The sequence below is a fragment of the Pseudomonas sp. LG1E9 genome (assembly GCF_003290225.1).
Taxonomy (GTDB): domain Bacteria; phylum Pseudomonadota; class Gammaproteobacteria; order Pseudomonadales; family Pseudomonadaceae; genus Aquipseudomonas; species Aquipseudomonas cyclaminis.
The window spans coordinates 1,029,562-1,043,850 of record NZ_CP029983.1; the positions used below are offsets into that span (position 1 = coordinate 1,029,562).

The following is a 14,289-nucleotide window of genomic DNA, read 5'->3' on the forward strand; positions in this document are numbered from 1 at the left end:
TCATGCAGCGCTTCTATAGCCCGAGCCTGGGCACGACTTACTTTCCTGCGATGCACGCCAACATCCCAGATGACGCCATCGCCATCACTGAGGCTTTGTACCTGTCGGTGATCGCCAACCCCCCAATGGGCAAGGTGCGCAGCCACGACGCCAGCGGTTTACCTATCCTTATCGATCCTCCGCGTCTGCAGCCCGAATACGACGCGCAGACAGCGATGATCAACGCGGCTTGTGAAGCGGCTATCACCGCTGGGTTTTGGTCCTCGGCCTTGGGCATGCGCCATCAGTACAGCAGCGAACTGAACGACCAACTCAATTTGACCGGTGCCGTGCTTGCTGGGCTGGACACGCTCTACGCCTGCCGTGATGAGGCTGGAGTGAGGGAGTTTCGCCCGCATACCTACGCGCAGATCCGGCAGGTCGGTGACGACTTCACTCTGATCAAGCAGCAGCTATTGCAGAAGGCATACGCACTCAAGCAACTGTTGGATGATGCGTTTAGCGCAGGTGACCTCGAAGCACTGGAGGCTGTGAAGTGGTAAGCACTCCAAGTGTTACCTGGGCTCCCGTGACCATGCGTTGGCCCGAGCAGTCCACCCAGTGGATGAGCCAGTTGGCAGCGGCGCAGGGTCTCGCCGGCGGCGAGTTGGCCGGCACGGCGAAACGCCTGGCGGGTTTGGACGGCATGACCAGCACAAACCCGGGCCCGGTAGGCAATGCAGCGAAGGGCGCGATCGAGGCCGGCCATACAGCATTGGCCGGGCAGATGGGCGAGGCGCCGGCGTGCCTGGCCGTGACGCCGTTTCAAAGCGGGATAGGGCAGGGCCGTGGCCACCAGCGTTTTTTGTCCGCGCCGAATTTGCTGCAGCAGCTGGCCGCCAAACTGGTCGACGCCACTGATAGCGGCCGGCCGGCTGGCCCTCAGTACGCGCTGTCGCTGATCTTCCTGGGCACGCGCCTGGATCAGTTCGCCGAGACCCTGGCGCGCTTTAATGCATTGCTACCGATCCCTGACCTGGTGCGCGCCGAACGTCGGGCGCGGAACCTATCGTGCCTGGAAACTGAAAAGTGGGAGATCCCCAGCGCCGGGCCTTTGCCGCGTTGGTCTGCTCTGCCCCTGGAGCGCTGCACGCTGGTCAAAGCGGCCAAGCAATCCATGGCCGGCCAGATTGCCGTCTTGGAGAGCTACGCGGCCGACAGTTCACCCATGGGGGACTTGGCAGCGCTGGCCGGCCGCAAAGCTGCCCAGCAGCAGGACCGCAACAAACAGCTGAACGACCTGAAAGCCTTGCTGGCCGGCGGGAATGCCGATCACAGCATGCGTGCGCGGATCCTGGGCCCCGGTGACAACAACGAGCTGCGCCGTGCGTTGCTGCAGGGTGATGCACCAGGTCATGAGTGGGTGCTGTGCGCCGGCGTGTTGTTGGTCGGTTCGCGGGATGGCCTGAGCTTTGTTCGGGAGCTGGTCGGCCTATGACGCTATTACTCGACGGCCAACAGATCCTGGGCAAACGCCTAAAAATCACGGCCAACCTGCGTATTGAAAGCGACGATCTGTCGGGGCAGACCAGCAACAGCCAGACGGCGCACAAGGGCTTCAAACCCAAAACCCTGACGGTATCGTTGGCCATCCCCTTTGTTGACCAAGTGCAACTGCGTAGCCTGATGCGTTTGGCCGAGGCCACGGCCGGCGGTGGTCAACTCAAGATGTACCGCATCGTCAACGACACCGCCGCCGCATTCGGCATCCGCGAGGTGCAATTCAGCGATGGTGTGAGTGCGCGGGAAGACGACACCCTCAGTCAGTGGCTGGTGCAGTTCACCCTATCTGAAAAACTGTCCAACCCCGAGCGGGTGGAGAACCGTCGCGCCGGCAACGGCGTCACGTCGCAATCCGGCCCGGGTTCGGCGGTTGGCGGCGGCGCCGCTGGTGGGGGCGACGGCACCGGCAAGCCCGAGGAACTGAGCGGCTTTGAACGGACCTTGAAAAAGGTCGACGACTGGCTGGCCCCCACACCATGAAACTGCACAAGGTGCTGACGATCGGCGGCACGCCTTACCCACTGATCAAGGACGAAGTCCGCCTGGACATTAAAAGTCCCGGCCGGGCGACCTTCACCATCCAGGCCGGCGCCCCAGTCAAAGGCCTGGTGATGCTCGATGTCGGCTACAACGACGGCCCGCTGCAGCGCCACTTCATTGGATTTGTCGAACGCTCGACGGCGATCAACAGCGTGCAGCAGATCCTGGTCTGCCGCGAACTGGCGGCGATCCTGTCGCAGCCTATGCCGTTGAACCTGCGACACGTCGACCTGCAGGACGTGCTGGCAGAAGTCAGCGATAAGACCGGCCTGCGCTTTCGCGTGCCGGACCAGGCATACGCCAAGGTCAAAGCCCCGTTTTTCTACAGTCTGGCCACCGGCTACCTGGCGATGGATAGCCTGGCCAGCGTGTTTAGCATCCCCGACTTTATATGGCAGCAGCAGGGCGATGGCGAATTGTTTGTGGGCAGTTGGGCCGACAGCTTCTTTGGCATCCGCCCGCCGCTGCAGCTGCCGGTCGAACTGTTCGACGGCTACCAGGGCAACCAAAGCGCAATGATCGCGGCCCTCCCAGGGCTACGACCAGGTGCAACCATCAATCAGGGCGAGAGGATCACCAGCGTGACCCTTGCCGGCAACCAAATGGCGATCAAATGGACGACGCAATCCGTCGCAGTGTAGAGCGGCAATTCCCCGAACTGACCGGTGGCTATCACCTGCCGCGCTTTGGCCGAGTGGTGGCCGTTCCCGATGCGCCGGCCGCACCTGGTCTGTGCGACGACTTCCGGCCGCGCTTTGGCGTCGACGTGGAAGTGCTGTTGCCCGATGGCGAGCCAGATTCGGCGCTACCGATCCTGACTGGCCTACCACTACCGGCCCCTATGGGCGGGCAAGAAGCGGGCATGTTCGGCTTCCCGGAAGAAGGCACCACTGTGGTGGTCAGCTTTGCCTATGGTCTGCCGCATAAGCCCTTTATCACGCAGATCCTGCCCCATGGCCTGAGCCTGCCCCGGGTACCGAAGGGTGACCAGGTATGGCAGCACAGTGAAGCTTGCCAGCAACGTGTCGACGCCGACGGCAACTGGCTGCGCCAAACCGACGGCAAGATCTTGGACAAGGCGATCGAGCGGGAAGTGGAGGCAATGCAGAACACGGAGAGCTTCCAGAGCCACATCAGGACGGTGGATGACCATTCAACCGAGTCAGTGGGCGGTATCAAGAAGATCGAGGCGCTGGGTGCGCTTAAGCTGTTGTCGGGTGGATCTGCGAGCCTGGCGGCGGTGGATGATCTGCACCAGGCGACCGGGCGGGATTTGAACCTGGTGGTGGGGCAGAAGCACAACGCCACGGTGGGTGGCGACATGGAGGAAAGGATACAGGGGATTCGCGAGAGTGTGGCGGCAGTCAGTCAGCGGCTCGTGGCGCCCAGGACTTGGTTGGGGTCTGAAAGGGTGAACGTACTGCAGGTTCTGTGCGATTTGCTCGACCTGGTGCAGCAGATGAATACTCAAATGGCTGGGCATACACACTCACCTGGTCCATCGCCAAGCCTTACAGACTCCGGTAAATTTACAGAAAAAGCCGCATTGGCAGAGCGGTTGGTACAAAAGCTACGTCCAATAACGCTTTAGTATTGACCTCTAAAGCATAAAGCGAACGCACCTAAATATGGATATTGTTCATGTCAGATACTTACTTCTTAGATCTACAGGCCATCCATACCGGGTGTATTTCTAATATTCTCAAAGGAGGATTGTTACCTAAAAAAGGCCTCCGATGGGAGTTTACTAACGAAATAAAACCTTTAGACCTATATTGCTACTTATACGCAAAGTATGGCGAGCCGAATGGATTGCAAAACTTATTCCGAAAAGACGACTCAGACAATCTTATACATTGGGAATGGACATTGGCTAGTGCTGATGGCTTGATTTCAATAATGGGAATGAATTTTCGCACTGAAGTAATGCTCGCAGGTGACTTTCAAGGGAAAGGCTTAGAGCTAGATATGTTCATAAGTCAAATAAAGGGAGATTTTGTTAATTACGGCAAAAAAATTACAGAATTCAGAAAGGAACTCGAAAAGTGGACGCAGTTTGTCAATCCCTATGAGCGTATTAGACGTGCAGTTACCGAAAACTTCAATCAGCTGGATGCGCTAGGTATAAATCCCTCTAGTGACAGGATTGTACATCCAACGACTGCTGAAGAAATGAAAGGCTTTAACGAGCGCTGGGCTGCGTTGAATGCAAGATATAGTGCGGCAGTCGGGTTGGTTTTTGGTCTTCGGTCCATGCTTCCAGTGTTAGCAGAGTCTTTTATTAATTTGCTGATTTTCGCTTTAGCGAAGCCTGAAGTAAAAGCAAATGATCGGCTCTTTCAAAGTATTGTTCGGCAGCCTATAGATATTCGCGTGCAGTCACTACACTTGAACTGCCTTGGATTTGATAGGCCGATTGATTATACCTCCCAGGAGTGCAAGGACTTTCATACTCTAATGAATGAGCGGAATGACCTTTTGCATGGAAATGTTGAGATTGCAAAACTATCTATCGGCGACATATATTTTCGAGGGAAGGTTCCTCTTTTTATACAGTATGATGATTTTTGGAGTATATCTATAGGTGCATCGATGCGCTCGGTAGGTTATGAAGGAATACATAAAGATCACAAAACTGTCGAGCGCTTTATTGAGTTTGTAACTGCCCAGTTGAATGAAGAGGTGGTGGAGCATATCAAAATAATCGCTGGGACTGGTGAGCTAGGATTTAATAAGAAAACCGGTCGGTTGGGGATACTTATTCCAGAGGCTATTGCAGACTTTAGGATGTATGCTGAATATGACGTTTCTGAAAAGCCTGAATAGTTGGCTAGAAATAAAATAGGGCGTCAACGGGCGTCCTATAGCGTTTTAGCTTCCGAAGGCTAGGATCCGAGGGGCTGAAAGTGCTGCAGGTGCTGTGTGATTTGCTCGACCTCGAGCAGCAGATGAACACTCAATTGGCTGCGCACGCCCATGGGCCAACGCCTCCTCCAAGTAACGCCGGACTATTTACTCAATTCGAAAAACTCTTTACAGCTGTCCTCTCAATTGAAACCCATAACGTCGTAGACTCTAGAACGGTAGGTCATCCTCGTTTCCCCAAGGAGGCGAGGGGAGTGGTACTCTTCCAAGCCGAGGTAATGCTGCAATATCCGGTAACCCCTCGTTTTTTCTCCACTCAATGTATTCAGCTTTCATTGAAGATTTTATATTTGCGACTTGCTGTAATACAGTTTCACTAAAATCAAAATCACCCTGTATTTCACTGACAACCTTTATTAGCCGCCACGCGTCATATTCATGAAAAGGGTTTAGACCAATAATGTTGCCGAGTAAAAGGTCAGTTGGTTCAGGTGCGCGTGCAATTTTTACTAGACTGTCAATGGCCGACTCTACGCTCCAGCTAGAAGTGCTTAGAAGCAATGAGCAAAAGGCAAGCAGTTCATTTGAAGCTGATGCATAGCGTTGAATCTTCGATTTTTTAATTACATGGCGCGATGCAAAGGCACATAGCTCTATCGTCTTTTTGTAGTATGGCTCCAACGCAGTTACATTAAATATTTTTCTTCCCTGGAATTTAGAAACCAATCTAAGTGCTTCTGAAATAGAGCCCGTGCCCCCCATTCCGCGCAAGGCATCACGAACTACTTTGTTTTTTTGAGTCAGCCTCGCGAACGCCGCATAATTCCAGTCGTAGCCGGGTATCTCGCCATATGAGGGGTGATGCCGATATTCTTCACCTGCCCCCCAGCCGACCGTTCTGAAAAGCTGATTTAGATATATGAATGGCTTCTCTGTTATCTCCATCTGATAGCAGTCAGCAGTTTTAGTATCGAAATACCATTGTCGCATCGATCTCATATCTGCCTGGCTAAATACTTTTAATTCAATGGCTTTACACACCAAGCTCCTGATGGCTCGCTGTTCGTTAGTTCGAGGTTTTTCAAACTTAACATCTCCACCAAGTTTTGGGGTGTCATCGTCTGTGTTTGAGAACTCACAAAATTCACGATGAGTATCTTCTTCATCATCACCTTTGAAACGAAAGTGAGCCAATCTTATTTGTGCCTTGCTGGATTTGGAATGTGCGCCGCTAACTATAATAGCGCCAGATACACCACATGACGAGCACAAAACATCAACGCCAACGAGCGTTCTGATACTTGGGGGAATATCTTTTAATATTTCATCTGACGCTTCAATGCTCTGCCCCGTGTAAAGGGAGACCAATTGGTTTGCGTCCAATTCCATTCCATAACGTATAGAGTAAGCCGTCTTTGGCATAATGTGCTCCGAGCGAAATTGGCGATAGATCAAGCCTCAAGATTAACAGTGATGGTAAAAAGGTGTTCAAATTATTGTTGCTAGATTATCCGAGCCGGCACCACCAGGACTGTGCGTAAGCGCACCCGTCGACGTACTCGATGCCACTCAATACAAAGCCCGTCGGAGCCATACCGGACAAGTTCGCATCGAGCAACTGAGGTAGTGGATCAGGTTCCAACGGCATGCCCTTCGATAGCCGCGCTACATTTGAGCTTCGACCAAGTTCGTTACTCGTCGCAGGCGCTACAAGTACGTCACCCCTGATCGCCGGATAGCGCCTCCTTTCTTGTGGGTCCAGAGCCACGCCCTTGCAGCGCATCGGGGTCACTAGCATGTGCATGATAAGCCCCCTAGTGGTCGCCTGGTTCATCCAAGAGCGCCTCTACGGCGTACTCCAGTGCACTATCCGCTTGTTCAAGTAGATCGGCCAGATCATCACGATCAATCAGCTGAGCCCTATGCAGTGCGTGTGCCGCGTCAAGTAGCTTTTTATGGTGTGCCCCTGGGTGTCGCAGCAATGCAGCCTCATCTCGCAGCAGCTCTAGCCAAAATGCGGTCGTCCTGCTCTGCGTGAAGTCACTTGCGCTCGTCATTGCGTTGGCCCTACTGGTTTGTCAATATACTGTATATAAATACAGTATATTGCCGTGTGTGTTTGGCTGGCCGCTGATCCGACGAAGTGTCGACCGGGAGGCAATCTCGAAATCCGCGTGAACAAGAAAAAACTGGGAGAAAAAGCACTTATCCCCCTCCCGCCGACGGGGTTTGCGTCCTTTTTTTGTGCAACGCCGGAAGTAGTGCAAACAAACCTGTAGCCCAGGCTGGCCGGGGGGCTTTGCGGTCGGTCGGCGATTTCACGGATTGCAAAATTTTGAACAGAAATGCAGTGGTGTTACAAAGCGCTGACTCGGACAGGCACGTACGGGGATCAGTTGGCCCCCCCAGTACCATTGGACGAAAAATTAGAAAACGCTTGGATTCGGAGGTTTTTCAAAACGCGATGCATCTATTTGGAACGGCAACTGCGTGCGTGCTGATAGAGGGATATTGCCGTACAGCCCTTGTTTTTCCAGGCCTGTAACCATTCCGAGTGATTTCAATGCAGCGCACTGCAGGGGGGGCGTTTAAGTGCGTTATAGAGGAGCGTACAGAGTTCGGAAAAAATCGTACGCTAAGCTAGCTTAAGTACGCTCCTGTACCGGTGGCCCATACTGCGTAGCATTACCAGTAGTCAGGCTTAACGGCGGGCTTTTTGAGCGTAGGCACACGATCAGGAAACTGATGGGTGGCAAGTTCTTCAGTTGTCACGATGTGACGCATCCAATGCGAATGGTCTTTGAGGGAACCGGGTATCGTCCGCTTGATGCCTTCGCGGTGCGGCAAAATTACTCCGATCCGCAAGCTGGGAAAATCTTCCCGCAGTGCTCGCAAGGCTGGGGTCATATCGGTGTCAGCGGAGACCAATACGAGCTGCTGGATGCGTTCTTCCGGCATCATGCCCGCCTGTTGAGCAGCGAGCCGATACATGCTGATGGCGATATGAACGTCCGTTTCCTTTTCTTCAAGTTTCCAGATGTCAACCTGATCAAGCCTGGACGCCGGGGTGTTTTTGTCGACGAAACGAGGGGCCTTTCCTGATTCCAACTGATGGCGCCCATAGGTAACGCTGACGCCTCGCGCAATCAAGGCGCGCAGGTAACTGTCTTGAGCTTCTTTCGAAAGGATGCCACGACTGGCAAGCGAGGGTTTCACACCGGAAGTGAAAAAGCTGACGGACGCCAGGGAGTTTTCAGGATGCTCGACGCGCAGAATGTGCGCGAGCAAAGACGGAAGATCGAGCCATTTGTACTGTGTGCCTGCGAGTAGGCCATAAAACAGGTTGTAACCGTCTACAAAGCACGCTGTACGCAAGATTTTCAGTCCTTAGAAACGAAAAAACCGGCGCTAGGCCGGTTTCTTCACCCCAACAGCCAGCGAACTTAATCGCTGCGTACGGGGCTGAGTAGTGAGGTAATAATGGGCATAGTTGACGTGTATGTCAACTGTCACCATGTACCGCTGCCCTTGTGCCACGCGGAAAACGATTTGAAGATGATAGTGATTCCCAGCTGCTGGGTGGTCGTTTCAAAAAGAGTAATAAGGGTAAGAAACGGTCATGAATCAGCTGCAGGGCACGGTTTCCCTGGGTTTTCAATATCACATTGCGAAGTGATATGGAGTGATATGAAAAGTAATATTTCCGCCAAACCCCCGGTTTCATTGGGTTTGATCAGTTTGAAATATCACCTTATAAAACAGTAATGCAATTACTTCTATATCACTTAAATATCACTTTTCCCGAGTACCGCTCAAAGCCTTATGGGCCGTGGCTTACAGCTTGATTCGGGCTGCAATATTACCTTTATCACTCTTTTTTCAGGCATAAGCACATTTTAGAAAGCCCGCCCTGGTATGGCTGGCTTCCCGGGTTGCGTGGTGCTGTGTGCTAAGACGTCCGCCGCTGGGCTATTCCGACGACCGGGCACCTCGCCAGGGGAGGGCATAGGGAAGGGTTATTACGTCGCTTGTTACGTCTAGCGCAAAAAACAAGGGCCTGCATCGCTGCAAGCCCTTGATTTATATGGTGCCGGCACCAGGAGTCGAACCCGGGACCTACTGATTACAAGTCAGTTGCTCTACCAACTGAGCTATACCGGCGTGTTAGGGCGACGATTATAGCGACTGCAAAGGTTATGTAAACCCCTGAAATCTGACTATTTTTGCGAAAACCCAAGTTTTCGCAAATCTCCCCGCATTTATGCGCGTCACCCGCCCAAAATCAACGCTCGTGCATCGCCTCTGCGCGGGATTTGATGATGGGTTTGAGCAGGTAGCTCAGGATGCTCTTCTTGCCGGTGATGATGTCCACCGAGGCGACCATGCCGGGGATGATCAGCAGTGGCTTCTCATCGGTGCCCAGGTGGCTGCGGTCGGTGCGTAGTTTGATGATGTAGTAGGTGTTTTTCTTCTCTTCATCCATCACGGTGTCGGCGCCGATGGTTTCGAGTTTGCCTTTGAGGCCGCCGTAGATGGTGTAGTCGTAGGCGGTGAATTTGATCATGGCTTCCTGGCCGGGGTGCAGGAAGGCGATGTCTTGTGGGCGGATTTTTGCTTCGACCAGCAGGGTGTCGTCCAATGGGACGACTTCGGCCATGTCGCTGCCGGGCTGGATCACGCCGCCAACGGTGTTGACCAGCATCTGCTTGACGATGCCGCGCACGGGGGAGGTGACCATGGTGCGGCTGACGCGGTCTTCCAGGCCTTTGGACGTGGCCTGCGCCTTGCTCAGGTTGGTGCGGGCTTCGTTCAACTGGGCCAGGGCTTCGCTGCGGAATTTGCCGCGGGTTTCGTCGACTTTGCGCTGCACTTCGTTGATGGCGGCCTGGGCGCGGGGGATGGCCAGGGTGGTGCCGTCGAGCATGCCGCGGGTTTCAACTTCCGAGCGTTTGAGGCGCAGCACTTCGACCGGCGAGATGGCGCCCTGTTGCACCAGGGGTTCGGACATGCCGATCTCCTGGCGCAGCAGGTTCAGGCTGTTGCGGTACTGCTCCTGCTTGGAGCTGAACTCGCGCAACTCTTGCTGGCGTTGCAGCAGTTGTTGTTGCAGCCCGCCAATCTCGTCTGCCAGTTGCTGGCGGCGGCTGAGGTACAGCGATTCTTCGTTCGAGGCCTGGTTGGGCACGGCTTTGCGTGCGGCATCGGTGATGTTCAGTGGGCGGTTGTCGACTTCCGCACTGAGACGTTCCACGCGCAGTTCCATGGCCACGCGGTCGGCTTCGGTTTCGCCGACGTTGGAGGCAAACCGGGTGTCGTCCAGGCGGATCAGCGGCGCGCCGGCTTCGACGATCTGGCCTTCGTGCACATAGATCTGGGCGACGATGCCGCCCTCCAGGTTCTGGATCTTCTGGATGCGCGACGACGGGATGGCCTTGCCTTCGCCCTTGGTCACTTCGTCGATGATCGCGAAGTGCGCCCACAACACCAGGAATACGAAAAAGCCGATCACGGCCCAAATGGTCATGCGCACGATGCGGGGTGCGTCGTCGATCAGTGCCTTTTCGACTTCGGGCAGTGGCTGATCATCGAGCGAGTCGCTGCCCTTGAAGTAGCGGAAGATAACGTCTTTCCAATGGCCTGGGCCGGACTTAAGCAACACTGATCTGCCCCTTTTTCAGCGCTTCCATAACGGCCGCTTTTGGACCGTCTGCGAGGATCTGGCCACGGTCGATCACCAGCAGGCGATCAACCAGGCTCAACAGCGAAGCACGGTGGGTGACGAGAATCACCGTCTTGTTTTCGATCACCGACTGCAAGCGCTGCTTGAGGCGCTCTTCACCGGTGTTGTCCATGGCGCTGGTCGGTTCGTCCAGCAACAGAATCGGCGGGTTCAGCAGCAGCGCACGGGCCAGGGCGACGTTCTGGCGTTGACCGCCGGAAAGGTTCTGCCCGCGCTCGCCCACTTGCAGCTCGTAACCTTGCGGGTGCAGCCTGGCGAATTCATGCACGCCGGCGAGTTCTGCGGCTTGCAGCACCATCTCGTCGTCCACGTAGCGGGCGCCCGAGACCAGGTTGTCACGCAAGGTGCCGGCCAGCAGTTGGATGTCCTGGGCGACGTAGCCGATGTTATGGCGCAATTCGCTGACGTCGATCTGGCGGATGTCCACACCGTCCACCAGCAACGAGCCGGAGTCCGGTTGATACAGGCCCACCAGCAGCTTGGCCAGGGAGCTTTTGCCCGAGCCGCTGCGGCCGATGATGCCGATTTTTTCGCCAGGGCGGACATTCAGGTTGATGCCGCGCAGGGCCAGGTTTTGCTGGTTCGGGTAAGTGAAGTCGACCTCGCGGAACGTCATCGCGCCTTGCAGCGTTTTGCGGCTGAGCGGGCGTTCGTCGAAGTTGCGTTCCTGTGGCAGCTCCATCATCTGGTCCACCGAGACCATCGTCACCTTGGCTTGCTGGTAGCGTGTCAGCAGGCCCGACAGCTGGGCCAACGGGCCGAGTGCGCGACCGCTGAGCATGTAGCACGCCACCAGGCCGCCCATGCTGAGGGTGCCGTCGATGATCTGGTACACGCCGAAGATAATCATCGCCACGCCCGCTACTTGCTGGATCAGCAAGGTGATGTTCATCGCCAGGCCGGACAGCACTTTGACCCGCAGTTCGAGGCGGCTGAGGGTGCCAATGGTTTGTTCCCACTGGTACTGGCGTTCGCTTTCGGCGTTGTTGACCTTGACCGCGTCCAGCCCGGCGAGGGTCTCGATCAGGCTCGACTGGCGCTCGGCGCCCAGGGCCATGGTGCGCTCAAGTGTCGCGGTCAGTGGCTTTTGCAGGAAATGGCCGATACCCAATGCCAGCGGGAAGGCGACGATGGGAATCCATACCAAGTGGCCCCCCAGCAGCGCGATCACGCCGAGGATGATCAGGGTAAAGGGCAGGTCGATCAGGCTGGTGAGGGTCAGGGACGTGAGGAAGTCACGCATCCCCTGGAACTCGTGGATGTTGGAGGCGTAGCTGCCGACGCGCGCCGGGCGCATTTTCATCGACATGCCGACGATGCGCTCGAACAGCGTCGCGGAGATGATCAGGTCGGTTTTCTTGCCCGCAAGGTCCAGGCACAGGCTGCGCATCATCTTGAGCAGCAGGTCGAACAGGTACGCGCCACAAATACCGATGGCCAGCACCCACAAGGTGGCGGTGGCCTGGTTCGGCACCACGCGGTCGTACACGTTCATGACAAACAACGGCGCAGCCAGGGCGATCAGGTTGATCACCAGGCTCGCGGCGATGGCGTCGGCGTACAGCCAGCGGGAGCGTTTGAGGGTGTCTTTGAACCACGAGCGTGCGCGGGGGATCAGCGTGCCGCTGGTGACGTCAAATTTATGCTGTGGTTGGGCGAAGAACACCCGACCGTTGTAATCCTGAGTCAGCGCCTCGCGGGTGACCTGGACTTCGCCGCCGTCGCTTTCGCTGAGCAGCAGGCGGGCGGTATCACCTTCCCATCCCAACAGCACCGCACTGCGTCCTTCCTTTAATAGCAGCAAGGCCGGCAATGCGATGGACGGGATCTGCTCCAGCTTGCGCTGCAGCAAACGCCCCTGCAAACCCGCCCGGGCTGCTGCGCGCGGCAGCAAGTCGGGGCTCAGGCGCTGTCCCGCCAAGGGCAGGCCGGTGGTCAGCATGGCTCGGCTGGCAGGCTTGTAATGCAGCGAGCAGAGAGCCAACAACCCATCTAGCAATGGGTCGTCATGCTGAGCGCGGGGGTCATGGTGAAGTGGCGCCAAACCTATTTCAGAATCCAAGCTGACTCTCTCTTAAACGGTTGTGTGGTCCAACGCCGTCAAGAATCAGTTCATCCCTGGCAGGTTTACCGACGGTTTAATATCGTTTTGCACAACTGATGCCATCGGAGCAACGACGCCCTGGCTTCTCAGCAGTTGGCCCATGTCAGCCTTGATACGGTACTGGGTGTAAACGTAGAGGCTTTTGATCTGTGCCAGACGCTGCTGAGCGGTAAACAGTTCGTTCTCGCTGTCGAGCAAGTCGAGCAGTGTACGCTCACCGAGGCTGAACTGCTGCTGATACGAGGTGCGCACTTTGGTGCTGCGGTCGACGTACTGCTGCGCGATGGGCACTTGCTGGCTGGCATTGTTGTAAGCGTTCCACGCCAGGCCCAGTTCTTCGTTCAACTGACGCAGGGCGTTGTTGCGGATATCCAGCGCCTGGGTGGCCTGGGAAGCCTTGGACTGCAGGCTGGCCTTGTCGCTGCCGCCGTTGTACAGGTTGAACTGCATGTTCAGCATCGCGGAGTAGCCATTGTCATGGCCTTCTTCGCCGCCGATGTTGTTGTTGGCCGAACGTTGCAGCACCGCATCAAAACGCGGGTAGAAAGTCGACTTGGCAGCTTCGTACTGCTTCTCGGCAGCAGCGATGTCCGATTCGGCCGAGCGCAGTACCGGGCTGTCGGCAATCATCGCGCGGCGTGCTTCATCCAGGCTGGCAGGCAGGGCAGTCACGATGCCCATTGGCCGTTCCAACTGGTCGGGCTCTTTGCCGACAACGCTGAGGAAGTTGGTGTTGGCGTCTGCCAGGTTGGTCTGCTCGGTGATCAGGTTGTTCTGCGCCTGAGCCAGTCGGGCTTCGGCCTGATCCATGTCCGCCATTCTTCCGACGCCACGGCTGGTGCGCAGTTTGATCTGGTCAAAAATGCGTTCGTGGCTCTTCAGGTTGTCTTCTGCCAGCTGCACCATCTCGCGACGGGTCAGGACATCCAGATAAACCTGGGCGACGGTCAGCGCGGTGCGCTCGGAAGTATTGAGCAGCGCATACCCACGGGAATTGGCGGTGGCTTGTTGGCGACCGACTTCATTGACGGTGCCAAAACCCTGGAACAAATTTTGTTGCAGGCGGATGGTCGACTCGCCGCGGTTCAGGGTTTTCCAGTCATGGCTGTTGCTGGCGGCACGGGTCGACGTGTTGTCCGAGCTTTCGCGGCCATAGCCGCCCAGCAGGTCGACTTTAGGCAGGTAACCGCCCTGAGCCTCTCTGACCTGATAGTCAGCGGCAATGCGCGCATTGATTGCTGCCTGGATCTCCGGGTGGTTTTTCACCGCATCTTGCATGGCTTCGGGCAGGGTCTGAGCCTGGACGAAACTGGCGGCTAGAGCAAAAGGCACAGCTTTAAGAAGGTGCAAACGCATTCTGATGTTTCCCCGGGGATTGGTTGCCTGAAAAACCGCAACAAACTTGGAATATTGCATTGGAGTGGCAACTCGAAATGCCCGTTTTTCTAGGGCGCCGGAGGGCGCAAACAGAAAGTCGCGAGGCCGCATAAATATCAAT

12 protein-coding genes and 1 tRNA gene are annotated in these 14,289 nt (G+C 55.9%); 6 read left to right on the forward strand and 7 right to left on the reverse strand.

Going from position 1 to position 14,289, the window contains the following annotated elements:
• Nucleotides 1-2: 2 nt before the first annotated feature.
• From DNK50_RS05005 to DNK50_RS05030, 6 genes are read left to right on the forward strand one after another with little or no spacing between them, the layout of a single operon-like run.
• Complete coding sequence (locus DNK50_RS05005) at nucleotides 3-542, forward strand: hypothetical protein (protein WP_099583422.1); 540 nt, start codon at nucleotides 3-5, stop codon at nucleotides 540-542.
• Nucleotides 543-574: 32 nt separating this feature from the next.
• Complete coding sequence (locus tag DNK50_RS05010) at nucleotides 575-1,477, forward strand: hypothetical protein (RefSeq protein ID WP_112192998.1); 903 nt, start codon at nucleotides 575-577, stop codon at nucleotides 1,475-1,477.
• A complete protein-coding gene (locus DNK50_RS05015; protein ID WP_112192999.1) occupies nucleotides 1,474-2,022 on the forward strand; it encodes a DNA-binding protein in 549 nt (182 codons plus the stop codon). The genes DNK50_RS05010 and DNK50_RS05015 overlap by 4 nt, the downstream gene beginning before the upstream one ends.
• Entirely contained in the window at nucleotides 2,019-2,723 is a 705-nt protein-coding gene (locus DNK50_RS05020) for a hypothetical protein (RefSeq protein ID WP_112193000.1), read from the forward strand. The genes DNK50_RS05015 and DNK50_RS05020 overlap by 4 nt, the downstream gene beginning before the upstream one ends.
• Nucleotides 2,696-3,673, forward strand: a complete 978-nt coding sequence (locus DNK50_RS05025) for a hypothetical protein (RefSeq protein WP_112193001.1) — start codon at nucleotides 2,696-2,698, stop codon at nucleotides 3,671-3,673. Before DNK50_RS05020 ends, DNK50_RS05025 begins: the two co-directional genes overlap by 28 nt.
• A gap of 50 nt (nucleotides 3,674-3,723) precedes the next feature.
• Complete coding sequence (locus DNK50_RS05030; RefSeq protein WP_112193002.1) at nucleotides 3,724-4,908, forward strand: hypothetical protein; 1,185 nt, start codon at nucleotides 3,724-3,726, stop codon at nucleotides 4,906-4,908.
• 249 nt (nucleotides 4,909-5,157) lie between these two features.
• On the opposite strand, the gene DNK50_RS28750 is transcribed toward DNK50_RS05030, so the two are convergent.
• From DNK50_RS28750 to DNK50_RS05065, 7 genes are all read right to left on the reverse strand, one after another.
• Nucleotides 5,158-6,369 carry a hypothetical protein gene (locus tag DNK50_RS28750; RefSeq protein ID WP_158878968.1) on the reverse strand — a complete coding sequence of 404 codons (1,212 nt, stop codon included), beginning with the start codon at nucleotides 6,367-6,369 and terminating at the stop codon, nucleotides 5,158-5,160.
• Between the two features lie 85 nt (nucleotides 6,370-6,454).
• Complete coding sequence (locus tag DNK50_RS29075) at nucleotides 6,455-6,751, reverse strand: hypothetical protein (RefSeq protein WP_112196893.1); 297 nt, start codon at nucleotides 6,749-6,751, stop codon at nucleotides 6,455-6,457.
• An 881-nt stretch (nucleotides 6,752-7,632) separates the two neighbouring features.
• A complete protein-coding gene (locus DNK50_RS05045) occupies nucleotides 7,633-8,322 on the reverse strand; it encodes an NYN domain-containing protein (RefSeq protein WP_112193004.1) in 690 nt (229 codons plus the stop codon).
• 710 nt (nucleotides 8,323-9,032) lie between these two features.
• A tRNA-Thr gene (locus tag DNK50_RS05050) sits at nucleotides 9,033-9,108 on the reverse strand.
• A 121-nt stretch (nucleotides 9,109-9,229) separates the two neighbouring features.
• Nucleotides 9,230-10,606 carry an HlyD family type I secretion periplasmic adaptor subunit gene (locus DNK50_RS05055; protein WP_099584441.1) on the reverse strand — a complete coding sequence of 459 codons (1,377 nt, stop codon included), beginning with the start codon at nucleotides 10,604-10,606 and terminating at the stop codon, nucleotides 9,230-9,232.
• Nucleotides 10,596-12,749, reverse strand: a complete 2,154-nt coding sequence (locus tag DNK50_RS05060) for a type I secretion system permease/ATPase (protein WP_112193005.1) — start codon at nucleotides 12,747-12,749, stop codon at nucleotides 10,596-10,598. Before DNK50_RS05060 ends, DNK50_RS05055 begins: the two co-directional genes overlap by 11 nt.
• Nucleotides 12,750-12,794: 45 nt before the next feature.
• Nucleotides 12,795-14,147: a TolC family outer membrane protein gene (locus tag DNK50_RS05065; RefSeq protein ID WP_112193006.1), complete on the reverse strand. Its 1,353-nt coding sequence runs from the start codon at nucleotides 14,145-14,147 to the stop codon at nucleotides 12,795-12,797.
• Nucleotides 14,148-14,289: the final 142 nt, after the last annotated feature.